Below are 25769 nucleotides of genomic sequence, written 5' to 3' on the forward strand. Positions count from 1 at the left end.
GGCCGCCCGGCCGGATCCCCGGAGCTAGCTGGCACTGACGCGCAGGCGCCTGCGGGTGTCGGCCACCACGGCCGCCAGCCCGGTCCCGGAGAGCCAGGCACCCACGATCTCGAGCCCCGGGGTCGCATCCGCGCGTTCGCGGATCGCCGCGACGCGGGCGGCGTGCCCGGTCGTCGCAAACGGCAGCGCGCCCGCGTAGCGCACCACGTCGAAGCCCAGCACGTCGCCGGCCGTGATTTCCAGGCCCAGCAGGGTGGAGGCGTCCAAGAGCGCCGCGGCACGCAGCGACTCGTCGTCCGCGTTGGCCAGCGAACCGGCCACGTCGTTCAGCCGCCCGTAGGACAGGCGCAGCACGTGGGAGCCGGGTCCGGATTCGTCGCCCAGCCACTGCCACTTGGCGGTGCCGTGGGTCAGCGCCTTGGCCCCGACGGTGTCCACCGTGGGCGCGACCAGCAGGCCGGTGCCGCGCGGGGCGTCGTCGAGCTCGGGCTTGTCTATGACAAGTGTCACCAGCGAGATGCCGGCGCCCGGGGCCGGGCGGTGGCCGGTGAATCCGGGGTCGATGCCGGCCAGCAAGTCGGTGGCGATCTCGCCGGGGGTCGCGATGACCACGCGGGAGAAGAAGACGGGCTCGGCCGGCTCTGCACCGGCTTCGGAGGCCAGATGGAGCTCGAAGGCCCGCTCCGGCTCGCCGCTTTCGGCGTTGTGGTGCACCGAGGCGACGGGCGTCCCGGGCAGCAGGACGACGTTCGCGGCGCGCAGGTCCTTCAGCAGGGCAGCGGTGAGCCTGTTCATGCCGCCGACGATCGAGGCGACCGCGGAGCCGGCCGGGGCCGCCGCGCGCATGGCGGCCACGGCCCTGGCCAGCGACCCGTGCTTGAGCACTGCAGCTCGCAGGCCCGGGGCGACGGCGTCGACGTCAAGGGTGTCCGGGTCGGCCGAGTGCACGCCGGAAACCACCGGAGTGACGAGGTTTTCCAGCACGGCGGTTCCCATCCGGGAGCGCACCAGCGCGCCGAGGGACAGCTCGCCCTCCAGCAGTTTCTTGGAGACCGGGGTGATCAGGTCCGCCGCCGCGCGCAGGGCGCCGGCGCGTCCCACGGCGCTGCGCACCTCTTCGGCCCACGGGTCGCCGGGGATGCCCAGGATGCCGGTGGCCGGCAGCGGCTGGGCGGAGGATTCGCTTCCGCGCTTGAGGTACAGCCAGGCGCCGCCGGGGGCCGGGGTGACGATGTCGTCGCCCAGCCCGAGTTCGGCCAGCAGGTCCGCGACCGCGGTGGAGCGGGTGGCGAAGGATTCCGCGCCGGCGTCGAGCACCAGGCCCGCGACCTCGTGGGCGCGCACGCAGCCGCCGAACTGGGCGGAAGCCTCGTAGACGGTGACCGAGTGCCCGCTCGCGGCGAGCTCGCGGGCCGCAACCAAGCCGGCGATGCCGCCGCCGATGACGGCCGCCCGCGGCCCGGCCGGGGCCTTGGGCTCGGCCGAGCGGTGTTCGCCCGCGCGGGCGCGTTGCAGCAAGCGCATGGCGTGCGCCGCGGCGTTTGAGGCCACGGGTGCACGCTTGGCCTTGGGCGCCGCGCCGGGTTCCTGGTTCGCCGCTGCGGCGTTGGAGGCGGGCTGCTCTGGTGCGTTTGACTGCATGATCTCTTCCTGGAGACGGGGTTGCCCCTCCGCCTTCCCCGCCCCTTCCCGCCGCGGCCCAAGGGCGTCGCTGCGGGGTATTCCGGAACGGGGAAAGCGGATGCGGGCCGTGTTTCTAGCTTAACGTGCTATCGGGGCGATCGAGTGGATGAGTTCGACCACACGGGTCAGCGTCTCCGGGTTGGTGTCAGGCGGCACGCCGTGGCCGAGGTTGGCCACGTGGCCCGGCGCGCTGTCGCCGGCGGCGAGCACCTCGCGCACGTGCGCCTCGAGCACCTCCCACGGGGCCTCGAGCAGCGCCGGGTCGATGTTGCCCTGCAGCGGGATGTCCCCGCCCAGGCGGCGGTTCGCCTCGTCCAGCGGCAGGCGGTAGTCCACGCCCATGACGTCGACGCCCACGTTGCGCATCGCGCCGAGCAGCTCGGAGGTGCCGGTGCCGAAGTGCACCAGCGGCACGTCCAGGTCGCGCACCGCGTCCAGGGCGCGGGCGGAGGACGGTGCCACGAAGTTGGTGTAGTCGGCCAGCGAGAGCGATCCGGCCCAGGAGTCGAAGAGCTGGCCGGCGGAGGCGCCGGCCTCGATCTGTGCGCGCAGGAACGCGCCGGAGGCGTCGGCGGCCCAGTTGGCCAGCTCCTCCCAGACACCGGGTTCGGCGTGCATCATGGTGCGCGGGCCCAGGTGGTCGCGGGACGGGCGCCCCTCGACCATGTATGCGGCGACCGTGAACGGGGCGCCGGCGAAGCCGATCAGCGGGGTGTTGCCCAGCTGTTCGACGGTCATCGCGACGGCCTCGCGGATCGGGTCAAGGGCCGCGTCGTCCATCTTGGGCAGCGCACGCACGTCCGCGGCGGTGCGTACGGGAGAGCCCAGCACGGGGCCGACGCCCGGGACGATGTCGACATCGACGCCCGCGAGCTTCAGCGGGATGACGATGTCGGAGAAGAAGATTCCGGCGTCGACGCCGTGGCGGCGCACCGGCTGCAGGGTGATTTCGGACGCCATGTCCGGGCGCAGGCAGGATTCGAGCATCTGGGTGCCCTCGCGCAGCTTGCGGTATTCGGGCAGCGAGCGGCCGGCCTGGCGCATAAACCATACGGGGCGGCGGCTGGGGGTCTTGCCCCGGTAGGCGGAAATCAGCGGAGAATCGGCGGTGCGACCGTCCATCATCGGGTGGTTCTGGCTCAACGTCATAATCATGATTGTGCCAAGTTGTTGCGCCGAACTGTAATCCGCACGCCCCGGGCGAACAAACGCGCCCCGGGCCAGGCTGAAACCGATCAACACTCAGTTTTCTACGCGCAGTAGAAGCGCTACTATGGGAGGCACTGTGGTTTTACTATCTCTCGTTGCCTCCCATTCAGACATCGACCTCGAGACCGTGGCAAAGATCAGCGCCGACGCCTCCCAGGTCGCTTCCGTCGTGCTCGCTTCCGCCAGCCCCGTCGCCGGTGCCATCACGCTTGCCACCTGCAACCGCTACGAAATCTATTGCGAGGTGCCGCGTTCCGAGGACGTCCCGGCCGCCCGCTCCTCGGTGATCACCCAGATTGCCGCCAGCACCGGGCTCAGCGAGGCAACGGTGTCCACCGCCTTGGTCTCCAAGACGGAGTCCGACGTCGTCTCCCACCTCTTCTCGGTGGGCGCCGGCCTTGACTCGGCCGTCATCGGGGAACGCGAAATCGCCGGCCAGGTCCGCCGCGCCCTGAACGAGGCGCAGGCCGCAGGAACCGCCACGGGCTCCCTGGTCCGCCTCTTCCAGACCGCATCGCGCACCGCCAAGGAAGTCGGGTCGCGCACGGCACTGGGTTCGCGCGGCCTCTCGGTCGTCTCCGTGGCGCTGGATCTGGCCACCGACCTGAGCGTCGACCCGTCGTGGGAGAACAAGAACATCGTGATCTTCGGCACCGGCGCCTATGCCGGGGCCACCATGTCGCTGCTGCGCGAACGCAAGGCACACAACATCTCGGTGTTCTCCGCCTCCGGCCGCGCCGAGGCCTTCGTTTCGACCCGCGGCGGCACCGCCCTCGACGAGGAATCCCTCGAGTCGGCGCTCGCGGCCGCCGACGTGCTGATCGGCTGCAGCGGCTCGGACCACCGGCTGATGCGCGAGGACATCGCGGCGCTTGACCGCGGTGGCCGCGCGCTGATCGCCATCGACCTGGCCCTGACCAACGACTTCGACCCGAGCCTCGGCCAGCTTCCCGGCGTGGACCTGGTCAACCTCGAGTCCGTGCGCATGGCGGCCCCCGACGAACAGGCGCAGGCGCTTCACCAGGCACGCGCAATCGTGCAGGACGCGACCCATGCTTTCGCGCTCGAGCAGCGCGAACGTGCCGCCGACGCCGCAATCGTCGCACTGCGCAGGCACACCCAGTCCGTGCTCGAGGCCGAAGTGGAGAAGGTCCGTGCCCAGCACGGCTGCACCGCCGCGGCCGAAGAGGTCGAATTCGCGATGCGCCGCATGATGCGCCAGCTGCTGCACGTGCCGACAGTCCGCGCCCGCGAACTCGCGGCCGAGGGCCGTGCCGGTGACTACATCGACGCCCTGGAGACCCTCTACGGCCTCGAGATCGAGTTGCCGGCGGCACCCGCGTCCAAGGGAACCTGCCCGGCCGGCGGCGCCTCGGGGGCCTCCGCAGGCACGTCCGACACCGGCGAGCTCCTGCGCCAGGTCGGCTAACCACACGCCACACCACTCCGGGCGCCACCCGCCGTGCCGCGCCTGCAGCACCTGCACAGACACCGCGGGAGCCAACCCTTGATCAGGTTGACTCCCGCGGTGTCTGTGCGTTGACGGTCTCTTTGCGCCGCGGTCCTTGCCCGCTGAAGCAAGTTCCGGCGTTACGCCCCGGCGGGCCGTTTGCCGGCCAGCAAGGCACTTGCCGCTTGGTTCTGGGCGGAAGTGCACTTGCCCTGGTACCCGGCGATGTAGCTGTTGCCGTTGGAAAGCGTTCCGGTCCGCTTGGCACCCATCTTGTCACTCATGCAATCGGCCAGGTGTTCGATCCCGCGTCCGTCACGACGCGGATTGATACGGTCTGCGTACGCCGTCAGCTTTGCGAAGCCCGAGGGGTAGACCGTGAACTGGAGGATGTGCGCACACTCGTGCAGGGCGACGGCCTTGATGTTTGCCGCGTCCGGGTCGTTGTTGCCGACCCGGCTGAGCGTGATGCGACGCGGGATTGATTCCGCGTAGTACTCGCCCTTGACCTTGCTGACACGCACGGGAATCGAAGGGCAGTACTTGCCGATGTTGCTCTGGACCTTCTGGGACCAGGCCGCATTCGAATACGACTTCGTTCCTGCACCGGCAGCCGCGCTCAACGATGCACCCTTGAGGTCCCGGGAGGCGACCCATCCGGTCTTCCCCTGGTACTGGACCTGGATCCACATGTTCTTGTTGGCGTTCGTGAGTGTCCCGACGGTGTAGTCGCGGGGCAATGTCGCAAGCGTCTTGCCCGCCGCCGCCTGGGAACGGAACTTTGTGCCTCGAGTGGTTGTGTAGTTCGCAGCGGCTACGCGCTTGAGCTGGTTTGACTTCACCCACGCGTTCTTTCCGAAGAACTTGATTTGGGTGTGTCCGGCGGAAGTCTTGCCCGTGCCCCACACGGCGTATCCCTTGGACGCGGAGCCGAGCTTGGCTCCGCTGCTCTTGCCGGATCGCGGAGTGATGGATGCGGTCGTCAGGAACCGTGGTTTGGAGGAAGTGACCGAGCTTTTCCCTGAAAGCTGCACCTCGCCCGGTTCTTCTGCTTGCGTTGCATCCTGCTCGGAACCGTGGGCGTCGCCGCTCATTTGCCGGGATATTTCCGGTGGGGTAGGCAGTGCATTAATGTTTTGGGCCGCAATTGGAGCCGGTGAGAGCGCCAATAAACTCACAAGTGCAAGTAACAGAACTTTCATGGTGAACCTTAACCTCAGTGCCCTCCCCACAGAGCAACACTTCAGTATGTTCACCTCAGACTATGTGAATTTTATTCGTTTTGCATGATTTCTATGCACAATTTTTTCCGTTGTTGGGAACGCCACATGAGAATGCGCGAATCCGTGGTCTCAGTAGGCAGGAAGCGTCGCATCGACTTCGTGGATCCAGGCCAGAATCCCGCCCTCCAGATGACGAACTGCCGGATAACCCTCGCTGCGCAGGAACCGCAGGACCTCGGCCGAACGGGCACCGGATTTGCAATGAAGAATGATCTCTAAATCCATTGGCAAGATGATTTCACCCGAAAGTATGGCTCCCCTGGGAGCAAGAACGGCACCGGGAATCGCAACTATTTCATGTTCCCCCGGCTCCCGCACGTCGACGAGGAGGAAATCCCGCTCCCCCGCCGCACGATCATCCAGCAATGCGGCAAGTTGCGGGGCGCTGACGGTTGCCGGACCTTCCATGCCCTCCGCGGGGGCGTTCGCTGCGGGCCCGGCACAGAAAGCCTCGTAGCTGGGCAGCAGCTCCTTGATCCTTGGCGCACCCGGGTCCTGTTCCAGGCGGACTTCGCTCCATCGCATGTCCAGCGAATCGAGGATCAGCACCCTGCCCAGGAGCGACTCCCCCACACCGGTGATCAGCTTGATGGTTTCTACAACCATGACGGAACCGACCTGGGCGCACAACACGCCGAAGACCCCTCCCTCGGAACACGAGGGAACGGTGCCGGCCGGAGGCGGAGTGGGGTAAAGGTCCCGGTAGTTCGGGCCGAACTTGTCCCAAAAGACGCTGACTTGGCCGTCGAAGCGCAGGATGGACCCCCACACGTAGGGCTTGCCGCAGATCGCCGCCGCGTCGTTGACCAGGTACCTGGTGGCGAAGTTGTCGGTGCCGTCAAGAATGACGTCGTATTGCGCAAACAGTTCCAGGACGTTCTCGACGTCCAGACGGTGCGAATGCAGGTTCACGGCGACCAGCGGATTCAGTTCGCGGATGCGGGCGGCGGCCGATTCGGTCTTGAGCCGGCCGACCGAAGCCATGGCGTGGATGACCTGTCGTTGCAGGTTGCTGACGTCGACCACGTCGTCGTCGATGATCCCGATTGTTCCGACGCCTGCGGCGGCAAGGTAGAGCAAGGCGGGCGATCCGAGTCCCCCGGCGCCGATGACCAGGACCTTGGCGTTCTTGAGACGGCGCTGGCCGGCCATCCCGATCTCCGGGATGATGATCTGCCGCGAGTAGCGCATCCGTTCCTCGGCATCGAGCTCGGTTCCGGGCTCCACCAGCGGCCCGGGCCTCATCCCCGGACGCCGTGCCGGGGACGTGCCGGCTGAAATGGTTGTCGGCTCGTTGGGTTCCATGGAAACACCATAGCCCCGTATTGGAGGCCGTCGGCACTCTTTCCACTTCGTTACCCAAGAGTAGACTTGCACGAGAGTCCGCCGCGTCCGACGGCGGCTTGCACCTCGAAAGGGCCGATGTGACCACTCCCCCCAGCCGTGGCGTTCGTACACAGCGGATGCCGCGCGAGGCCCGCCGCCGCCAGTTGTTGCAGGCCGCGCACCAGGTATTCGTCTCCCACGGTTTCCACGGTGCCTCGATGGATGAAATCGCCGAAGTCGCCGAAGTTTCCAAGCCCGTGCTCTATCAGCACTTCCCCGGCAAGCGCGAGCTCTACATTGCGCTGCTGGACCAGCACATGGACGAGTTCAGTGCGCTGCTGCAGCAGGCGATGAACTCGACGAACGACAACAAGCTGCGCGTGCGGGCCACAATCCACGCGTACTACGAGTTCATTGCCCGCGACTCCCAGGCGTTCCGGCTCATCTTCGAGTCCGACCTGCTCAACGACGAGGAGATCGGCGGGCGCATCGAGGCGTTCAACGCCAAGTTCGCCCTTGGCATCGCCGAGGTCATCGCCGAGGACACCAACCTTCCCCCCGGCCAGGCGGTGCTCATGGGCCGGGCCTTGGCCGGGATGGCCCAGGTATCGGCCCGTTACTGGGTGGACCTGCGCGATGAAGTGAGCATGGAGGAGGCCAGCAAATTGGTCTCGCGTTTAGCTTGGCGCGGAATCGGTCGCTTCCCCAAAGAATCGTGACGTAAGTTCAGATCAGAAGTTTCTCGGTGTCATTGGGCACCGACGTACGCAAAAACCAGGAAGGCCATCATGGACGTTCGCATTGGAATTCAGAATGTTGCCCGCGAGATCGTAATCGAGTCTGCCGAAAACGCGGAAGAGTTGGCCCAGCGTGTCTCGGACGCCCTGAGCGCCGGTGGAGAATTGCGCCTCACCGATTCCAAGGGCCGCCTCATGTTGGTTCCTGTCGCGGGCATCGCCTACGTTGAGATCGGCGTGGAGGAAGCCCGCCGCGTGGGCTTCGCGCACTAGTTCCGATTAAGCCGGGGGCGCCGGGTCTGCATTCCAGATGGAGTGCGGACCCGGCGCCCTTTGGTCTTAAGACGTGTGCGTGTGTGGACGAGGCTATGCGTCGTAGGTCTCGCCGGGGACCTCGGGTTCGGCACACAGGCACATGCGGTTGCCGTCGGGGTCCGTGTAGACCACCCAGCGCGGCGCGTGGGTTTCATCGCCCGCGCCGGCAACGGGAAGCATTTTCTCGCGGGCGGCATCGAATTCCGACCGGGCGACAAGTTTGTCAATGTGGAACCGGCTGGCGCTTGGCGTTCGGGTTTCCTGGAACCAAAGCGGCGGGTTGCGGCGTTCGGGATCCACGAGGTCGCCCTCGCGACCCTTGCGGTAGCCCAACGTCGCGGACCAGAATGCCTCGAGTTTCGCGGGGTCCTGCGCGTCGATGGCCAGGGTCACGTCCTGGTGCCGGTGCGGGACGGCAATGGCCCCTGAATCCGCGGCGGCGAATTCCAGCAGCGTGGCCAGCTCGATGTCGCGCGGCGTGATCTCCCCGCCCACGTCGTGCGAGGAGGTGGTGAGGAAGATGGTGTTCCATCGCCAGTCGACATCGGGGTGGTGGCCCAGGTGCTCGGCTGCCTCGGCAACGATCGCCAGGAAGTCCACGGCCTCCCGGGAGGTCGCGAACGACCAGGCGCACACCAGTGTTCCCATGCGCTCGCGCCACGACGGAAGTTCCTTCAGCGCGCGGGCAATCTCGTATCCGTCCAGGACGTGTTTTGGTGAATCCATCGTCGTTCCTTTGGTTCTGGGGAGTGGGTCGGGTGGCATATGGCCGCGCCTAGGCCGTCATGCCCAGTTTGCTCATGCGACGGGAATGGTTTTCGACAAGCCGGGCAAAGAGCGCCGTCATGGTCTGCCCGCGGTCGCCGCGTTCCTCCAGGGAACCCCAGTAGTCGTACTGCTCCCCGATCTCGCGGGCCTGGGTCAGCGCTTCGCCGAGCAGCCGGCGTCCCCACAGGGCCAGGCGCGAGGCCCGCTCCGGGCGGTCGGCGATGGCCAGCTGCAGGCGGTCCCTCAGCCACACGGTGTTGGCGTCGGAAGTCTTCACGCTCTGGACCACCGAGCGGGACTCCTCGGTGAGCTCCGAGGCGATGTAGGAGTAGAAGTCGGCGGCGACGCCGTCGATCACATAGGCCTTGGTCAGCGATTCGTACCAGTCCCCCGGCTTGGTGCGCTCGTGCATCTCATCGAGCGAGGACATGAACGGTTCCATGACCTCCTGGGCGTCCATGCCGCGCGAGGCGATGATCTCCCGGATGAGCTCGTAGTGCCCGAACTCGGTGACCGCCAGCCTGGCCAGCGTTTCCCTGTCCACGAGGGTCGGCGAGAACCTGGCGTCGGAGGAAAGGTGTTCGAAGGCCGTCAGCTCCTGGTAGGCGATCAGGCCCAGCAGCGCCATTTCGTCCTGGGCGGCGTCCCGCCGGGCGGGGATTGCGGAAGGATTGCTCATGCGTTCAGCCTACTCGGGACGCCAAACCCGCGACAGTTGGGGACCCGGCGGCGGCGCTGTGGCTATGCTGTCGTTGTGAGCCACAACATCCTCGGGCTAACGCCCGACGCACAAAGTACAGCCCTGGCCCAGGCACTGGTTGCCCTGGAGACCGAATTCGAGTTGCGCACCGATTTCCCGTCGGCGGTGCTCGAGGAGGCGGCGCGGGCCATCAGCAACTTCGAGTTCCCGCCCACCGACAGGCGGGACATCGAATTCGTGACGATCGACCCCGCGGAGTCCACGGACCTGGACCAGGCCGTGCACCTGTCCCGCACCGCCGACGGCTACCTGGTGCACTATGCGATTGCCGACGTGCCGGGCTTCGTGGCCCTCGGCGGGCAGCTGGACGGCGAGACCAGGCTGCGCGGGCAAACAGTCTACCTTCCGCACCGAAGGATTTCGCTCCACCCGGAATCGATAGCCGAGGATGCCGGTTCGCTGCTGCCGGACCGGGACCGCAGCTCCTACCTGTGGTCCTTCACCCTCGATGCGGGCGGGGTCGTCACCAACACGGCCCTGGAACGCGCCATCGTGCGCAGCCGTGAAAAACTCAACTACGTCGGCGCGCAAAAGGAGCTCGATGCGGGGACGGCACCGGAGATGCTCGGGCTGCTGCGCGAGATCGGGCTCAAGCGCATCGAGCTGGAACGCGAGCGCGGCGGCGCCAGCCTGCGCATCCCCGCCCAGGAGGTCGAATGCATCGACGGCACCTACGTCCTGCTGGCCAACGCGCCGCTGCCCGTCGAGGACTGGAACGCCCAGATCTCCCTGCTGACGGGGATGGAAGCCGCCCGGCTGATGATCCGGGCAAAGGTCGGCATCCTGCGCACCATGCCCGCACCGCTACCCAAGGACCTTGAGGTGTTCAGGCTGCAGGCCGCCACGCTGGGCGCCCCGTGGCCCACCGACCAGCCCTACGGGGAGTTCCTGCGCTCGCTGGACCTCGACGATCCCGGGCAGCTGGCGCTGATGCACCACGCGGCAAGCCTGTTCCGCGGCGCCACCTACACGGTGCTTGACGGGGAGGTCCCCGCCGACCTGGAGCAGGCGGCGATCGGGGCGCCCTACGCGCACACCACCGCGCCGCTGCGCAGGCTGGTCGACAGGTTCTCCCTGCTGGTGTGTTCGTATGCGGCACGCCGGCAGGAAGTCCCCGCGGCCGTCCGCGAGGTGCTGCCCCTGCTTCCGAAGCTGATGGGCTCCTCCAACCAGTTGGTGAACAAGGTCGAGCGCGCCGTGATCGACACCGTGGAGGCTGCGTCGCTGGCCCACCGGGTGGGCGAAAGGTTCGCCGCCGTCACGCTGACCGGCACCATGCCGGCACCGGGCGGCGGGGAGCCGGGTCCCGCGCATGCGAACGGTTCCAACGGATCGAACGGGGCAAACGGTCGCAACGGGCACAAGTCGCGCGGCACCCTGCAGCTTGTCTCCCCCGCCGTCACGGCCCCCTTCGAGGGCTCGGCGGCGGCCGGGCAGCACGTCGAGGTCGAGCTTGTCACCGCCGACTTGTTGACCCGCACGGTGCTCTTCAGGATCGTAGGTCCCTAAGGCGAAGCCCGACGCACCCGGGGCGGCAGCTTTGCGCCGTCCCGGGTGCGTCGGGCCGCGAAATGCCGGGATCGGAACGGGTGCGGGATATGCTTGGGGGGTATACAAGGATGCCCGGTCGCGTATCTTGAACAAGTTTTTTAGCGGGATTACCCAGCGACTCCTGCGCCCACGCAGCCACAACAGCCTGGCTGCGATGCATAGCCTGCGATCGGCTCCGCTGGAATCACCGCCATGTGGTGGACTCCGACCCCTGGTCTTTTCTCGACTTCTCGGGGTCGTCGAGCACCCCAAGCACGGTGCCTAAACGAATGAGAACCCTGTCTTGAACACTGAACACCTGCTCACCGCCGACTCGGCGTCAGAAGCCGTGGACATCGAAGAGTCGCTGTCCACCGACGAAAAGCCCCACGAACTGCCCGAGCAGTCCTTCGCCGACTACGGGGTCCGCTCCGACATCGTCGAATCGCTCGCCGCTGCCGGCATCACCCACCCGTTCCCGATCCAGGCCATGACCCTTCCGGTCGCCCTGGGCGGCCACGACATCATCGGCCAGGCCAAGACCGGCACCGGCAAGACCTTCGGCTTCGGCATCCCGGCGCTGCAGCGCGTCGTCGGCCCGGACGACGAGGGCTACGACAAGCTCCCGGTCCCCGGCGCCCCGCAGGCCCTGATCGTCGCACCGACCCGCGAACTGGCCGTCCAGGTCGCCGCCGACATGGACAAGGCCTCCAAGTTCCGCAACGCGCGCATCGCCACCATCTACGGCGGCCGTGCCTACGAGCCGCAGATCGAGCAGCTCAACAGCGGCGTCGAGATCGTCGTGGGCACCCCCGGGCGCCTGATCGACCTCTACAAGCAGAAGCACCTGAGCCTGAAGAACGTGCGCATCGTCATCCTCGACGAGGCCGACGAAATGCTGGACCTCGGCTTCCTGCCGGACGTCGAGACCCTGCTGGCTGCAACCCCGGCGACGCGCCAGACCATGCTCTTCTCCGCAACCATGCCCGGCGCCGTCATTGCGATGGCCCGCCGCTACATGACCAAGCCGACGCACATCCGCGCCGCCGACAACGACGATGACTCCATCACCAAGAAGGACATCCGCCAGGTCATCTACCGCGCCCACCAGCTGGACAAGGACGAGGTCGTCGCCCGCATCCTGCAGGCCGAGGGCCGCGGACGCTGCATCATCTTCACCAAGACCAAGCGCTCGGCCGCCAAGCTGACCGACGAGCTGGTCGATCGCGGCTTCGCCGCCGGCGCCATCCACGGCGACCTGGGCCAGGGCGCCCGCGAGCAGGCGCTGCGCGCCTTCCGCAACGGCAAGGTCGACGTGCTCGTCGCCACCGACGTCGCCGCCCGCGGCATCGACGTCGACGACGTCACCCACGTGATCAACCTGCAGTGCCCGGAGGACGAGAAGACCTACCTCCACCGCGTGGGCCGCACCGGCCGCGCCGGCAACAAGGGCACCGCGGTGACCTTCGTCGACTGGGAAGACGTTCCGCGCTGGGGCCTGATCAACAAGGCCCTTGGCCTTGATGTCACCGACCCGGTGGAAACCTATTCCTCCTCCCCGCACCTGTTCGCGGACCTGCACATCCCCGCAGGCACCAAGGGCCGCCTGCCACGCAGCGCCCGCAAGCTCGAGGGCCTGGCCGGCGAGAAGCTCGAGGACCTGGGCGAGACCGGCAAGAAGAACAGCCCGCGCACCGGTGCACCGCGCCGCGGCGGCGAGCGCGGCGGCGAGCGCGGCTCGGAGCGAGCCGGCCGCCACGGCCACTCGCACGGCCGTGCGGACCGCCCGGCACGCGAGGACGAGCGCCACCACGAAACCAAGGCCGCCGGCCACGAGGACGCGGCACCCGCCGGCGAGGGTGCCGAACGCCCGGCACGCACGCGCCCGAACCGCAGCCGCACCCGTCGCCGCAACGGCGAAGTAGTGAACAAGACCGACTCCGAGTAGATCGGTGAGCCGTCTTAACACCCCCGACGGGCCCGTGCAGGCAACCGAACCGGTTGCCAGCGGGCCCGCCGGTCCCCCGCCGGTGCAGGCCTGGGATCCGGAGGGCCCCAACCTGATCGTGCACGCGGAGAACGCGACGTTCCTGCCGACGCTCCCCGACGGATCCTTCACGCTGATCTACGTCGATCCCCCGTTCAACACCGGGCGCACCCAAAAGCGCCAGGTGCTCAAGGCCGTGCGCGCGGCCGAGGGCGAGGGCGACCGCATCGGCTTCCAGGGCCGCAGCTACTCGACGCTGCGCGGGGACCTGCACAGCTACGACGACGCCTTCGACGACTACTGGTCCTTCCTGGAACCGCGCCTGCGCGAGGCCTGGCGGCTGCTGGCCGACGACGGCACCCTGTACGTGCACCTTGACTACCGCGAGGTGCACTACGCCAAGGTCATGCTCGATGCGATCTTCGGCCGCGAGTCGTTCCTCAACGAGATCATCTGGGCGTACGACTACGGGGCGCGCGCCAAGAGCCGCTGGCCGGCCAAGCACGACAATATCCTTGTCTACGTGAAGAACCCGAAGGCGTACCACTTCGATTCCGCCGAGGTCGACCGCGAGCCGTACATGGCCCCCGGGCTGGTCACTGCGGAAAAGCGCGAGCGCGGCAAGCTGCCCACCGATGTCTGGTGGCACACCATCGTCTCGCCCACCGGCAAGGAAAAGACCGGATACCCCACGCAGAAGCCCGAGGGCATCCTGCGCCGCATCGTCAACGCGAGTTCGCGCCCGGGCGACTGGGTGCTGGACTTCTTCGCGGGCTCCGGAACCACCGGGGCAGTGGCCGCGGCGACGGGCCGCCGCTTTGTCTGCGTGGATGAGAACCCGCAGTCGATCGCGGTGATGAGCGCCCGCATCCCCGGTGCGAGCCTGCTCGAGTCCCCGCCGGCCTAGCGCTTCCGGCGTCCCGGCACCCGCCTTGCAAAGACAGCCCCCGACCCGTACCGCATTCGCGGAACGGGTCGGGGGCTGTCTTGTCTTGTCGTGTCCTGTCGTGGAATCCGAACGGGCTCGGAAAGCTAGAGGACCGGCATCCCGACGGCGCTGCTGCCGGTTCCGGCGGCGAGGATGCGCCGCAGCATCTCCGGTGAGGTGGTGTGCTCCCCCAGCCGGTTCGGCTTGCCCGTGCCGTGGTAGTCGGAGGAACCCGTGACGATCAGGTTGTGCCGTTCGGCGAGCGCCCGCAGGTGCTTGCGTCCCTGCTCGGGATTGTCCCGGTGGTCGATCTCCACGCCGAGCAAACCCGCCTCGATCATCTCCTCGTAGGTTTCTTCCCCGACGACGCGCCCGCGCTCGGAGGCGACGGGGTGGGCGAAGACCGGCACGCCGCCGGCATCGCGCACCAGCCGCACAGCAGTCACCGGGTCCATCGCATAGTGGCCCACGTAGTACCGGGAGCGCGCGGTGAGGACCTGGGCGAACGCATCGCTGCGGGTGCGCACCACCCCGGCGGTGACAAGCGCGTCGGCGATGTGCGGGCGGCCGATCGTGGCTCCGGGCACGGAATGCTTGGAGACCAGCTCCCAGTCCACGGGGTAGTCCTCGGCGAGCAGTTCGACCATGCGGCGGGCGCGCGTGATGCGCGCATCGCGGGCCTTCTCGATCTCCTCGAGCAGCCCGGGGTGCGTCGGGTCGTGCAGGTAGCTGAGCAGGTGCACGCTGATGCCGATGCCGGTCTTGCAGGAAATCTCCATGCCCGGGACCAGCCCAATGCCGAGTTCCAGGGCCCGTGCGGAGGCCTCGGCCCAGCCGGAGGTCTGGTCGTGGTCGGTCAACGCCACCACATCGAGCCCCGCGGCGGCCGCAGCGGTGACAAGGTCGGCGGGAGACTCGGTCCCGTCGGAAATGTGTGAGTGAGTGTGAAGATCGATCCGCATAACATCCAGCGTAGTCCTTGCCCGCACCGCGGAGCGGTTTGGGCCCGGCGGTTCCTCCACCGATGAACAGGAACGCGGCGGGAGCCTTTTTCCCACACCCGGCTCCGCCCAGCGCATAGCGCCTTGGCACATGTCGCCACGCTTTGAGACGATTGGAACCATGAGCACTGATGCAACCACCACCACCGGCAGCGACCAGCCCCTCGAGGAGCGCGTGAACAACCGTTCGCAGCGCCCGTCCTCCGAGGCCTTCAAGACCTTCATGGCGTCCTCCTGGGCGCCCGACACCTCCGAGCTTCCCGGCGCCGACGAGGTTGCCCCGTACGCGGCCACCCGCCGCGCCGCGGTTTCCGCGCGCTTCCCCGGCGAGCGCCTGGTGATTCCGGCGGGCCCGCTGAAGGTCCGCTCGAACGACACCGACTACCGCTTCCGCCCGCACTCGGGCTTCGCCCACCTGACCGGCCTGGGACTCGACCACGAACCCGACGCGGTGCTCGTCATGGAGCCGACCGACGAGGGCGCCGGCGACGGCGGATCCAACCACAACGCCACGCTCTACTTCTCCCCCATGGCCGGCCGCGACACCGAGGAGTTCTACTCCAACGCCCGCACCGGCGAATTCTGGATCGGCCCCCGCCCGACCCTGGGTCTGCTGCAGGCACGCCTGGGACTGCCCACGGCCGACCTGGGCGGCCTTGAGGTTGCGATCACCAAGAACGCGGGCGTCGTCGAGCTCGGCGGCATGCGCGTCCGCCTGCTGCGCGACGTCGACATGAACTGCGACGCGCTGGTGGACACCTCCCGCATCAACACCGGCGTGGACCTCGAGGTCTCCGACTCGCTGGACGGCGAGCTGACCGAGGCCCTGTCCGAGATCCGACTGGTCAAGGACGCCTGGGAAATCGGCGAGATGAAGAAGTCCGTCGCGGCGACCATCAACGGCTTCCACGACGTGGTCCGCTCGCTGGACCGCGCGCTCACCCACCCGCGCGGCGAACGCGTCGTCGAGGGCGCCTTCTTCGCCCGTGCCCGCGAGGAGGGCAACGACCTGGGCTACGACACCATCGCGGCCTCCGGCAACAACGCGACGGTCCTGCACTGGATCAACAACAACGGCACCGTCAACGACGGCGAGCTGCTGCTGCTCGATGCCGGCGTCGAGGCCGAGTCCCTCTACACCGCCGACGTCACCCGCACCCTGCCGGTGAACGGCAGCTACACCGAGGTGCAGCGCAAGATCTACCAGGCCGTGCTCGACGCCGCGGACGCCGCGTTCGCCGTGGCCAAGCCCGGCACCAAGTTCCGCGACCTGCACGGCGCCGCCATCAAGGTGCTCGCCGAGAACCTCGACGCCTGGGGGCTGCTGCCCGTCTCGCTCGAGGAGGCGCTGTCCCCCGAGGGCCAGCAGCACCGCCGCTGGATGCCGCACGGCACCAGCCACCACCTAGGCCTTGACGTGCACGACTGCGCGCAGGCCAAGGCCGAGCTGTACCTGGACGGCGTGTTGGAGGAGGGCATGGTCTTCACCATCGAGCCCGGCCTGTACTTCAAGAACGAGGACCTCGCCGTGCCGGAGGAATACCGCGGCATCGGCGTGCGCATCGAGGACGACGTGCTCATCACGGCCGACGGCTGCGTGAACCTCTCGGCCGCGCTGCCGCGCACCCCGGAGGCCGTCGAGGCCTGGATGGCCCAGATCCGCAACAGCTAGCCGCCGGCGCAGGTGCCGCCCCCGAACAACGGGCGCTGCGCCGGCGCACTTGGCACAAAAAACGGCCCGGGTCCTTCCCGCATCTCATCGGAGAGCGGTAAGGACCCGGGCCGTTTGACGTTAAGTAACGGGCCGCTGAACGACGGTCCTAGTGGCGCGGGCCGGCTTCACTGCCGGTTTCGTTTTCGGTGCCCGCGGCCTTCGCACCTTCGGCTTCAGCTTCAGCTTCGGCTTCAGCCGCTGATTGCTCGCCCACGGCGGGTGCCGCGCTATCGGCGGCGCCGGCTTCCGGGGCAGGCGCTTCGGGTGCGGTTGCTTCCGGTGCTGCGGTTTCCGGTGCGGTGGCCTCCGGGGCGACGTGTGCCTGGGCTGCGGCGACGGACGCTGCGACCGGCGCCTCCGACGCCGGGGCCTCGTCCGCGGGAACCGCCGGCGCTCCGGGCTGGACCCGGATGCCGAACTGCGGGCGGCCGTCCGGAAGGTCGGAGTAGCTGCTTGACGGTGCCGGGGCGGCCGGGGCCTGCGCGTTGCCCGGGGCGACCGGGGCCTGCGGCTGGACCGGGGCCGGCGGCTGCACGGGGACCGCGTGGACGCCGACACCGGCGTCGGCGGCGCCGCGGCTCATCGGCAGCTTGGATGCCAGCGCGCGTGCGGCGTGGGCGTGCGAGAAGTCGACGACCACGTCGTAGCTGGTCGCCAGCACCTGGGACTGCGAGGCGAAGTCGCGCTTGCCGCGGCGGAACGAGTAGCCCACGACGGCCACGATCAGCCAGATCGCGATGCCCAGGCCCACCGAGGACAGGATCTGCGCCCACGCGTCGCTGGCCGGGTTGAAGATCGACAGGATCAGCCCCACGAACACGCCGAACATGGCGCCCTGCGCCGCGCCGGCGGCCGCAACCTTCGGGTAGCTGAGCTTGGCCGTGACGCGCTCGACGCTCTTGAGGTCGTTGCCCACGATCGTGATGTTGCTGACCGGGAAGTCGTTGTCGGCCAGGTAGTCGACGATCTTCTGCGCATCGAGGTAGGAGTTGTAACGCCCCAGGAGTTCACCGCGCGGCAGGCCGAGCGAGTTCGAATGGGTCTGGGAAGCACCAAGTGGGGATGACATGCTTCCATTGTGCACGCTCGCGGCCCCCCGCCGCCCGCTTGATCGCTGAAGGTGAAAGACAAATGTCGCGCGAAGCGGCGCCGGCACGGGTGACTCCGTATGTGCTCCCCGCTTCGCGAGGCAGTAGCCTAGAGAGCGTGAGCAGCAATTCTTCGAAGGTCTTCATTGCACGGTTGTTGGGTCTGGACGTGTTCGACCCCCTGGGCGACCGCCTGGGCCGGTTGCGCGACGTCGTCGTGATTTCGCGCTCGCTCACCAAACCCGCCCAATGCGTCGGCGTCGTCGTCGAGGTCCCCGGCAAGCGCCGCGTCTTCGTCCCGATGACCCGCATCCAGGCTATGGAGTCCGGCCAGATTATCTGCTCCGGCCTGGTGAACATGCGCCGCTTCCAGCAGCGCGGCGCCGAGATCCTTGTCGCGGCCGAGCTTTTCGACCGCCGCGTCGTGTTCGCCGACGGCAGCGGCCACGCCGTCGTGGAAGACATCGGGCTCAGCCAGGAACGCGGCGGCGACTGGATCATCTCCGACTACTTCGTGCGCCGCGGCGAACACCTCGGCGGGATCCTGGGCCTGCGCCGCACGCGCGGCGAGCGCCTGCTGGTGCCCTGGGACGCCATCGTCCACACCGCCCTGCACGAACCGCAGGCGGCCAGCACCTACGTCGCCGCGCACGACGAGATGAAGCCCGCCGACTTCGCCGACGCGCTGCACGAGATGAACGACAAGCGCCGCGTCGAGGTCGCTTCCGAACTTCAGGACGGCCGCCTGGCCGACGTCCTGCAGGAAATGCCCGACGACGAACAGGTGCAGATCCTCTCCGCGCTGGGCATGGAACGCGCGGCGGACGTGCTTGAGGAAATGGACCCCGACGACGCCGCCGACCTGCTCTCCGAGCTCAGCGAGGACACCAAGCACGCGCTGCTCGAGCTCATGGAACCCGAGGAGGCCCGCGACGTGCGACGCCTGCTCGAGTACGCGGAGGGCACCGCCGGCTCCATGATGACCCCGGTGCCGGTGATCCTCTCCCCGGAGGCGACGGTCGCCGAGGCGCTGGCCTCCGTGCGCCGCGAGGAGCTCTCCCCCGCTCTGGCCTCCACCGTCTACGTGACCCGCCCGCCGCTGGAAACCCCCACCGGGCGCTATCTGGGAGCCGTGCACATCCAGGCACTGCTGCGCACCCCGCCGCCCGAATCCCTGGGCAACATCCTCGACACCCACCTGGCCCCGATCTCGGACATGGCCGACGTGCCGGAGGTCGCCCGCACGCTTGCCACCTACAACCTCACCTCGCTCGGTGTCGTGAACGACGCCGGCCGCCTGGTCGGCGCCGTCACCGTCGATGACGTGCTGGACCACCTGCTGCCCGAGGACTGGCGCACCCACGACGACCACACCGCCAAGAGCACCGCGGTGGAGAACGGAGACACCCATGGCTGAGAAACGCCAGTCAGGCAGCGGGCTGGACACCCCGATGAGCGCCCGCGACCGCTTCTTCCCGCGTTTCTCCCCCGACCCGGACGCCTTCGGTTCCAGCACCGAAAAGTTCGCGCGGTTCATGGGAACCCCACAATTCCTGCTCTACATGAGCTTTTTCTGCATCTTCTGGCTCATCTGGAACACCTGGGCGCCCGTGGCGTGGCGCTTCGACTCCGCGGCCCTGGGCTTCACCGCGCTGACCCTGATGCTCTCGCTGCAGGCCTCTTACGCGGCCCCGCTGCTGCTGTTGGCCCAGAACCGGCAGGACGACAGGGACAAGGTGTCCCTCTCCGACGACCGCGGCCGGGCCGAACGCAACCTCGCCGACACCGAGTACCTCACCCGCGAGCTTGCCGCGCTGCGCATCGCCCTGCGCGACGTCGCCACCCGCGACTACGTGCGCTCCGAGTTGCGATCGGCGCTCGAGGAACTGCTGGAGACCGCCGACGGCGAGGAGCTGAGGCTGCGCGCCAAGAGCCCCAAGCGCCGCGACCGCACCTCCACCAACACCGGGCTCATCCCCCAGGTGGCCAAGGCCTCCAAGCGGGCGGACAAGAACGACAGACAGCGCGAGAAGCAGCACGAAGCACAAGCAGAGAAGAACATACCCTCATGAGCATCGAGCCACGGCTCCTTGAAGCACTCGCCGCGGTCCAGGACCCGGAACTGCGCCGCCCCATCACCGAACTGGGCATGGTCGAATCCGCGGTCCTCGAGAACGGCACGGCACGGGTCAAGATCCTGCTCACCATCGCCGGCTGCCCGATGCGCTCCACCATCGAAAACGACGCCACCGCCGCACTGGCAACCCTGCCGGAGGTCGACTCCGTGGAGGTCGAGCTCGGCGTGATGAGCCCCGAACAGCGTGCGGCCCTGCGTGAGTCCCTGAAGGGCCGCGCGGTGCCCTTCGGCGACCCGGCCTCGCTGACCCGGGTCATCGGCATCGCCAGCGGCAAGGGCGGGGTCGGCAAGTCCTCGCTGACCGCCAACCTGGCCTGCGCGATGGCCGCCGACGGGCTGCGCGTGGGCCTTATCGACGCCGACGTGCACGGCTTCTCCATCCCCGGCCTGCTCGGCATCGCCGGCGCCAAGCCGACCCGCGTGGACGAAATGATCCTGCCGCCGGTCGCCCACGGCGTGAAGGTCATCTCCATCGGCATGTTTGTCGACGACAACAAGCCGGTGATCTGGCGCGGTCCGATGCTGCACCGTGCCCTCGAGCAATTCCTCACCGACGTGCACTTCGGGGACCTCGACGTGCTGCTGCTCGACCTGCCCCCGGGCACCGGGGACATCGCCATCTCCGTCTCCCAGCTGCTTCCCGGCTCCGAGCTGGTGGTCGTCACGACCCCGCAGGCCGCGGCGGCCCAGGTCGCCGAGCGCGCCGGCGCCATCGCCGTGCAGACGGGCCAGAAGGTCCTCGGCGTCATCGAAAACATGAGCTGGCTGCAGATGCCCGACGGCTCCACCATGGAGATCTTCGGTGCCGGCGGCGGCCGGGATCTCAGCGAACGCCTCTCGGCAACCCTCGACGCGGAGGTACCGCTGCTCGGGCAGATCCCTTTGGACCCGCTGCTGCGCGCCGGCGGCGATGCCGGGCTGCCGCTGGTGCTCTCGCACCCCGGCTCCTCCGCGGCGGCTCAGATCACCGCGATCGCCCGTTCGCTCTCGCACCGCCCGCGCGGACTGGCCGGCATGAAACTATCGGTCACCCCCGGTCAAGCCCGGCAGGTCGGTTAGGCCCGGTCGGCTTCCGCCCCCCGGACGCCGAAAAGGTGGAGGCCGCAATCCCCGAACGGGAATCGCGGCCTCCACCTTTTGCCAAATCATGCCCTGCGATGCCGGGGCCGGCCCCCTGCTAGGTGGCTTCGGCGTCGAACGGCGCCGGCTCGTTCGGCTCCAGGCGTGTCACCTGTGCCGTCGCGACGGGACGCTGCTGGATGGCAACAGGCTCCTTGACGGCGCTGGCGGCGTCCTCGAAGTCGTCGAGCAGCGCTTCCTTGATGATCCGTCGCGGGTCGTACTGCCGGGGATCAAGCTTTTTCCAGTCCATGTCAACGATGTCGTCGCCGACCTCTTCGCGCAGCTGTTCCTTCGCGCCGGTGGCCATGCGGCGTAACTCCTTGACCAGTCGCGCCAGCTGGGCCGCGTATTCCGGGAGTTTTTCGGGTCCCAAAATAACCACGGCCAGTACGGCCAACACCAGCAACTCACTACCGTTGATTCCCAGAAACACCCTAGTAGACTACCTGCTTTCGTTGCATCATTTGGCCACGGCCTAGTCGAAGTCCAAAACCATCAGTCTGGACAGCCCGCGCATCAGGCGTTCGCCCAGCTCCTCGGGACTCGCGTCAAGCCCGGAAGCTCGCGTGTGTTCGCCGACGACCAGGCGTTGCAGCAGCCGTTCAACGTCCTTTTTCGCAAGGTTCGACGTGATCGTGTAATCCACGTCGTCCATGCTCAAGGTGGCCTTGCCCTTTCCGAAACTGACGGCGGCGGCCGCCTTCGCGCCAAGCCGTCGCCCCAGCTCCGTCAAGGGCCCCTCGGTGGCCTCGGCAGCCGACTGTTTGGCCGTTACCTGTTCCGGGGCGGCCAGGCTGCCTGTTGCCAGCGGACCGCCCGCCAGTTTCCGCACCTCGGTCACGTTGAGTTCGTGTTTTCCGTTCTTCATCACGATGTGGACCGCGGCGTTGCCCCCCGACCGGGTGCCAGTGGCAGAGGCCAGATGGTAACCCGCCGACTCGACAACGGGGCAGGTCCAACCCGACTCGCGCAAGTCTTCTAGTTCATCTTCGCCAAGGTGTGTGGCCGTTGCGTTCCAGGAACCGGTGGGATCGTGTTGCCCGGCGGACGCGACGCCCTGAGCCCCCAACGACCATGAAAGGCCCACGAAAGCTCCGACCATCACCAGGATGCCCAAAAGCGCCACGGCCGGGATCCATGGGCGGAAATGGGAAGTGCGGTGTTGCCCACCCAAGCCGCCGTCCGCGGAGGCGCTGCTCAGAAGGGTCTGCGCGGTGAGCGGAGGCCGCGGGATCTCGGATTGGCTGTTCCACTGCGGAGAGGTCCTCGGCATGGCCGACTGGAGTGCTTCCCAGCACCTCAGGCATCGATGCACATGTCTTTCGATGCTGCGGCGCTTCTTCGCATCCAGCTCGCCGGCGAGATACGCACGGATCCATTCTTGTTGTGAATGCATGCCCTAGCGGACTCCCGGGATCGGCCGCCGGATCTTGGGCAACCCCACGGTTGCCGATGGTCGGACAGCGGGATTTCGGTGGGCAAGCTTTTCGCGAAGCATCGCCCGACCGCGGTGGATGCGCGATCGAACCGTGCCAAGCTTGACGTCCAGCGCATCGGACACCTCCTCGTAGGAGAGCCCCTCCAGGTCGCACAGGACGATGGCTGCACGGAATTCCGGGGACAAGGCATCGAGCGCGGCCTGCACGTCGACATCCAGGTTGTTATATTCGAAGCTGCGCTCCGGGCCCGGGGCCGTACCGGGCAGCTTCGCTTCGGCTTCCTCGCCCAGTCCGTCAAACCTGATGCGGGACTTGCGGCGCGCCTGGTCAAGGAACAGGTTCGTGGTGATGCGGTGCAGCCACCCGCCGATGGTTCCCGGGGTAAATGTGTGCAGGGATCGAAAGACCCGCACGAACGTTTCCTGCGCCAGGTCCTCGGCATCCTGCCGGTTGCCGGTCAATCGGTAAGCGAGTCGGTAAACCCGTGGGGAATGATCCCTCACGATCTCATCCCACGTGGGAACCCCATCCGCACCGAGCTCGTCGGTGGAGCTCGGGTTGATGGCCAAGGTCGGATTCGTTGCGTTCACGGTATCAATTCTGGCTCAGGCTCCTGAGCGAATCCTGTATGCAACCTGTGCCACTCCTACGATTCCAATTCAGCCGCTGAAGTGGACACTCAGGGATAGGATGGGGGACGTATCGGCACCCCGCCCGGCGGCAGGCCATGGCCGGGCGCTTGAAGACGCCGCGCGCGCGGACCGGGACGGCGCCCGCCAACTCACGCGCTTCTTGAAAAGGACCCCACCACACTCATGAACCTGGATGTCTATAGCAGCTGGTCGTACGCCGAGGCCCAAGCCACGGAAGATCAGGTCATCGAGCGGGCCCGCGAACGCGGACGCGAGCTCGGGGTCGAGTCCGTGGGTCCCGCCACGGCCAACTTGCTGACGGTGCTGGCGGCCACGTCCAAGTCGCGCAACGTGGTGGAGATCGGTTCCGGCGTGGGCGTCTCGGGAACCAGCCTGCTCCGCGGCCTTGGCGCACACTCGGCGCTGACCACCATCGACATTGACGTCGACCATCTGGCCGCGGCGCGCGAAGCGTTCCACGAGTCGGGGTTCGACTCCTCCCGCTTCCGCGCCATCGCCGGCCGGGCCGAGGCCGTGCTGCCGCGCCTGACCGACGCCGCATACGACATGGTGTTCATCGATGCCGACAAGGCCCACCTGTCCGACTACGTCACCCAGGCGATCCGCTTGGCCAAGGTCGGCGGGATGATCTTGCTTCACGACGCCTTCGACCACCACCGCGTGGCCAAGCCGGCAATCCGCCAACCCAGCACCGTCGCCACCCGCAACGCCATCCGGATGCTGCGAAGCGACGAGCGTTTCACCACCACGCTGGTCCCCACTGGCTTGGGGATGCTGATCGCTGCGCGAACCATGTAGTGCGAGGCAACGGAACTGTGCAGGTCGGCACACATGCACATGGGAGCCGACCCGTGTGGATCGACCCCCATGTGCACAATTCCAAACCGAAGATTACTCGGTGACACCCACGAGGCAGTCACGCAAGGCCGCGGCTTCGTCGGCGTTCAGTTCAACTACCAGACGTCCGCCACCGTCGATCGGTACGCGCATGATCAGGCTACGGCCTTCCTTGGTGACCTCCATCGGACCATCCCCGGTACGTGGTTTCATCGCAGCCATTAGCGCTGTCCCTTTCCTATGAGGCGGAGGGGGGTTGCCCCTTCGCCCGGTCGTGAGTTACTTGGCGAATTCAACTATTCCGTGAATCGCTTTCAACTTGCTAACTTCCATTATTCCGAATAATCGCCCGTGTTGCTAATCACACGCTCTTTACCGCGTTGCGCGATGACCTGATGCAACCTGTCGATCTCGGCCGAGAGCGCATCCAGGACCTCATCAACCTGGTCGCACCGGTACCCCCGCAGAGCCAAGGAGAAGCCCACCGCCTCGATGTCGGCGGGCTTTGGCTCCAGGGGCAGCAACACCGGGGGCAGCGACGCCACCGGCTCGACAAGCCCCTGGATCGGGGTCCGCGGCGATTCGTAACGCGACCCTCCACCCTGTAGGCGCGCACGCCGGGTTCCGACACCCATCAACACGGCCGCACCCAACAGCAAGATCGCCAGGACCAACAAAACGTACACCAATACATACTCCTCTTGAAGCCAGTAAAGCCCGCCGGGGGCCGTCAGTCAGCCGCGGTAAACCCATTGGCGTGGGCGGATTCAATAACAATCCGCACAGCCTCGTCGATGTCGTCGGTCAGCTTGATCAGGTCGAGGTCGGCAATCGAGATCGCGCCTTCCTCTGCGACGGTGTTTCGCAGCCACTCAAGCAGCGGGCCCCAGTAGTCGGTTCCCACCAGCACGATCGGGAACCCTGTGACCTTCTCGGTCTGCACCAGGGTCACCGCCTCGAACAGCTCATCGAGCGTTCCGTAGCCACCCGGCAACACGACGAATCCCTGCGAATACTTCACGAACATGGTCTTGCGAGCAAAGAAGTAGCGGAAGTTGATGCCGACATCGACCCACTCGTTCAAGCCGGTCTCGAACGGAAGCTCGATGCCCAGCCCCACGGACACACCGCCGCTCTCGCAGGCGCCCTTGTTTGCGGCCTCCATGGCGCCGGGGCCGCCCCCGGTGATGACAGCGACGCCGGCCTTCGCAATCAGCGAACCGATCTTTTCCGCCTGCGCATAGCGCACCGAATCGCGCTTGGTGCGCGCCGAACCGAAGACGCTGATCGCCGGCCCGATGCCGGCCAGCGCCCCGAACCCCTCGACGAATTCGCTCTGGATCCGCAACACGCGCCACGGATCGGTGTGGGTGAAGTCCTGGTTTTCCCGGGTGTCCAGAAGATAGCGGTCCGACTGCGGAATGTCGGCCTGTCCGCGGCGCAAAACCACGGAGCCCTTGCGGCGCGCCGGGTCGGGCAATGATTCGAAGTTCTTGGCTTGAGAGTTCTGGCGTGGCATGTCACCCACTGTATCGGCAATCGCCGTGTTCACCGGTCGCGCCCTAAATAATTTAGGAAACGATTCGGCAAAGGTATGCGCAAGCTAATGGTGATTCAGCCCACGTCCGCTAAGGTCGACTCATGAGCACTGATTCCCCCGCGAGTAGCGCTGGGTCGGCCTTGGTTCCGATCGTCAAGCTGTCCGCTGTCAACAAGCACTACGGCCCGCTGCACGTCCTGCAGAACATCAACCTCGAAGTCGCCAAGGGCGAGGTCGTCGTTGTCCTGGGACCCTCCGGCTC

The 25769-nt window shown here is 67.4% G+C and carries 25 protein-coding genes; 11 read left to right on the top strand and 14 right to left on the bottom strand.

Annotation, left to right across the window (positions count from 1 at the left end; genetic code table 11):
- Window positions 1–24: 24 nt before the first annotated feature.
- Both ACIQLF_RS16540 and hemE read right to left on the bottom strand, forming a co-directional pair.
- Entirely contained in the window at window positions 25–1641 is a 1617-nt protein-coding gene (locus ACIQLF_RS16540) for an FAD-dependent oxidoreductase (protein WP_400300707.1), read from the bottom strand.
- Between the two features lie 120 nt (window positions 1642–1761).
- Window positions 1762–2832: a uroporphyrinogen decarboxylase gene (gene hemE, locus ACIQLF_RS16545; RefSeq protein WP_400300710.1), complete on the bottom strand. Its 1071-nt coding sequence runs from the start codon at window positions 2830–2832 to the stop codon at window positions 1762–1764.
- Window positions 2833–2968: 136 nt separating this feature from the next.
- On the opposite strand from hemE, the gene ACIQLF_RS16550 reads away from it, so the two are divergent.
- Window positions 2969–4321: a glutamyl-tRNA reductase gene (locus tag ACIQLF_RS16550; RefSeq protein WP_400300712.1), complete on the top strand. Its 1353-nt coding sequence runs from the start codon at window positions 2969–2971 to the stop codon at window positions 4319–4321.
- A gap of 161 nt (window positions 4322–4482) precedes the next feature.
- Here the strand turns inward: ACIQLF_RS16550 and ACIQLF_RS16555 are convergent, their stop codons facing one another.
- Window positions 4483–5436, bottom strand: coding sequence for a hypothetical protein (locus tag ACIQLF_RS16555; RefSeq protein ID WP_400300714.1), 954 nt, complete (start codon window positions 5434–5436; stop codon window positions 4483–4485).
- Between the two features lie 258 nt (window positions 5437–5694).
- Window positions 5695–6870, bottom strand: a complete 1176-nt coding sequence (moeB, locus tag ACIQLF_RS16560; protein ID WP_400300768.1) for a molybdopterin-synthase adenylyltransferase MoeB — start codon at window positions 6868–6870, stop codon at window positions 5695–5697.
- Window positions 6871–7088: 218 nt separating this feature from the next.
- On the opposite strand from moeB, the gene ACIQLF_RS16565 reads away from it, so the two are divergent.
- Together ACIQLF_RS16565 and ACIQLF_RS16570 are read left to right on the top strand one after the other, a co-directional pair.
- Window positions 7089–7670, top strand: coding sequence for a TetR/AcrR family transcriptional regulator (locus ACIQLF_RS16565; protein WP_400300771.1), 582 nt, complete (start codon window positions 7089–7091; stop codon window positions 7668–7670).
- A gap of 69 nt (window positions 7671–7739) precedes the next feature.
- The gene (locus ACIQLF_RS16570) at window positions 7740–7961 is read left to right on the top strand and encodes a DUF3107 domain-containing protein (protein ID WP_209997809.1); all 222 of its coding nucleotides are present in this window, start codon (window positions 7740–7742) and stop codon (window positions 7959–7961) included.
- 93 nt (window positions 7962–8054) lie between these two features.
- Here ACIQLF_RS16570 and ACIQLF_RS16575 read toward each other — a convergent pair whose 3' ends face one another.
- Together ACIQLF_RS16575 and ACIQLF_RS16580 are read right to left on the bottom strand one after the other, a co-directional pair.
- Entirely contained in the window at window positions 8055–8729 is a 675-nt protein-coding gene (locus ACIQLF_RS16575) for a 4a-hydroxytetrahydrobiopterin dehydratase (protein ID WP_400300716.1), read from the bottom strand.
- Window positions 8730–8778: 49 nt separating this feature from the next.
- Window positions 8779–9450 carry a ferritin-like fold-containing protein gene (locus tag ACIQLF_RS16580; RefSeq protein WP_400300719.1) on the bottom strand — a complete coding sequence of 224 codons (672 nt, stop codon included), beginning with the start codon at window positions 9448–9450 and terminating at the stop codon, window positions 8779–8781.
- A 75-nt stretch (window positions 9451–9525) separates the two neighbouring features.
- Between ACIQLF_RS16580 and ACIQLF_RS16585 the strand changes: the two genes are divergently transcribed.
- From ACIQLF_RS16585 to ACIQLF_RS16595, 3 genes are all read left to right on the top strand, one after another.
- Window positions 9526–11040, top strand: coding sequence for an RNB domain-containing ribonuclease (locus tag ACIQLF_RS16585; protein WP_400300721.1), 1515 nt, complete (start codon window positions 9526–9528; stop codon window positions 11038–11040).
- A 325-nt stretch (window positions 11041–11365) separates the two neighbouring features.
- Window positions 11366–13009, top strand: a complete 1644-nt coding sequence (locus ACIQLF_RS16590) for a DEAD/DEAH box helicase (protein WP_400300724.1) — start codon at window positions 11366–11368, stop codon at window positions 13007–13009.
- A gap of 34 nt (window positions 13010–13043) precedes the next feature.
- Window positions 13044–13955: a DNA-methyltransferase gene (locus ACIQLF_RS16595; RefSeq protein WP_400300774.1), complete on the top strand. Its 912-nt coding sequence runs from the start codon at window positions 13044–13046 to the stop codon at window positions 13953–13955.
- A 125-nt stretch (window positions 13956–14080) separates the two neighbouring features.
- Here ACIQLF_RS16595 and ACIQLF_RS16600 read toward each other — a convergent pair whose 3' ends face one another.
- Window positions 14081–14938: a PHP domain-containing protein gene (locus ACIQLF_RS16600; RefSeq protein ID WP_400300726.1), complete on the bottom strand. Its 858-nt coding sequence runs from the start codon at window positions 14936–14938 to the stop codon at window positions 14081–14083.
- Window positions 14939–15098: 160 nt separating this feature from the next.
- Here ACIQLF_RS16600 and ACIQLF_RS16605 point away from each other — a divergent pair, with 160 nt between their 5' ends.
- Window positions 15099–16649, top strand: coding sequence for an aminopeptidase P family protein (locus ACIQLF_RS16605; protein WP_400300729.1), 1551 nt, complete (start codon window positions 15099–15101; stop codon window positions 16647–16649).
- Between the two features lie 148 nt (window positions 16650–16797).
- On the opposite strand, the gene ACIQLF_RS16610 is transcribed toward ACIQLF_RS16605, so the two are convergent.
- Window positions 16798–17760, bottom strand: a complete 963-nt coding sequence (locus ACIQLF_RS16610; protein WP_400300732.1) for a general stress protein — start codon at window positions 17758–17760, stop codon at window positions 16798–16800.
- Between the two features lie 137 nt (window positions 17761–17897).
- Between ACIQLF_RS16610 and ACIQLF_RS16615 the strand changes: the two genes are divergently transcribed.
- The 3 genes from ACIQLF_RS16615 to ACIQLF_RS16625 are packed head-to-tail and all read left to right on the top strand — an operon-like array spanning window position 17898 to window position 20975.
- Entirely contained in the window at window positions 17898–19196 is a 1299-nt protein-coding gene (locus ACIQLF_RS16615) for a magnesium transporter MgtE N-terminal domain-containing protein (RefSeq protein WP_400300734.1), read from the top strand.
- Window positions 19189–19851 (top strand): DUF1003 domain-containing protein, encoded by a 663-nt coding sequence (locus ACIQLF_RS16620; protein ID WP_400300737.1) that lies wholly within the window; start codon window positions 19189–19191, stop codon window positions 19849–19851. Before ACIQLF_RS16615 ends, ACIQLF_RS16620 begins: the two co-directional genes overlap by 8 nt.
- Window positions 19848–20975 (top strand): Mrp/NBP35 family ATP-binding protein, encoded by a 1128-nt coding sequence (locus tag ACIQLF_RS16625; RefSeq protein WP_400300740.1) that lies wholly within the window; start codon window positions 19848–19850, stop codon window positions 20973–20975. The genes ACIQLF_RS16620 and ACIQLF_RS16625 overlap by 4 nt, the downstream gene beginning before the upstream one ends.
- A 118-nt stretch (window positions 20976–21093) precedes the next feature.
- On the opposite strand, the gene ACIQLF_RS16630 is transcribed toward ACIQLF_RS16625, so the two are convergent.
- From ACIQLF_RS16630 to sigE, 3 genes are read right to left on the bottom strand one after another with little or no spacing between them, the layout of a single operon-like run.
- Window positions 21094–21471 (bottom strand): sec-independent translocase, encoded by a 378-nt coding sequence (locus ACIQLF_RS16630; protein ID WP_400300743.1) that lies wholly within the window; start codon window positions 21469–21471, stop codon window positions 21094–21096.
- 42 nt (window positions 21472–21513) lie between these two features.
- Window positions 21514–22434 (bottom strand): zf-HC2 domain-containing protein, encoded by a 921-nt coding sequence (locus tag ACIQLF_RS16635; protein WP_400300746.1) that lies wholly within the window; start codon window positions 22432–22434, stop codon window positions 21514–21516.
- Window positions 22435–22437: 3 nt separating this feature from the next.
- On the bottom strand, window positions 22438–23046 hold the full coding sequence (sigE, locus tag ACIQLF_RS16640; protein ID WP_400300776.1) for an RNA polymerase sigma factor SigE: 609 nt from the start codon (window positions 23044–23046) through the stop codon (window positions 22438–22440).
- A 246-nt stretch (window positions 23047–23292) separates the two neighbouring features.
- Here sigE and ACIQLF_RS16645 point away from each other — a divergent pair, with 246 nt between their 5' ends.
- A complete protein-coding gene (locus ACIQLF_RS16645; RefSeq protein ID WP_400300749.1) occupies window positions 23293–23928 on the top strand; it encodes an O-methyltransferase in 636 nt (211 codons plus the stop codon).
- Between the two features lie 93 nt (window positions 23929–24021).
- On the opposite strand, the gene ACIQLF_RS16650 is transcribed toward ACIQLF_RS16645, so the two are convergent.
- From ACIQLF_RS16650 to ACIQLF_RS16660, 3 genes are all read right to left on the bottom strand, one after another.
- The gene (locus tag ACIQLF_RS16650) at window positions 24022–24189 is read right to left on the bottom strand and encodes a DUF3117 domain-containing protein (protein ID WP_209997865.1); all 168 of its coding nucleotides are present in this window, start codon (window positions 24187–24189) and stop codon (window positions 24022–24024) included.
- 110 nt (window positions 24190–24299) lie between these two features.
- The gene (locus tag ACIQLF_RS16655) at window positions 24300–24653 is read right to left on the bottom strand and encodes a DivIVA domain-containing protein (protein WP_400300778.1); all 354 of its coding nucleotides are present in this window, start codon (window positions 24651–24653) and stop codon (window positions 24300–24302) included.
- Window positions 24654–24697: 44 nt separating this feature from the next.
- On the bottom strand, window positions 24698–25486 hold the full coding sequence (locus ACIQLF_RS16660; RefSeq protein ID WP_400300751.1) for a TIGR00730 family Rossman fold protein: 789 nt from the start codon (window positions 25484–25486) through the stop codon (window positions 24698–24700).
- Between the last annotated feature and the right edge of the window lie 283 nt (window positions 25487–25769).

The organism is Paeniglutamicibacter sp. NPDC091659 (genome assembly GCF_044756805.1).
Classification (GTDB): Bacteria; Actinomycetota; Actinomycetes; order Actinomycetales; family Micrococcaceae; genus Paeniglutamicibacter.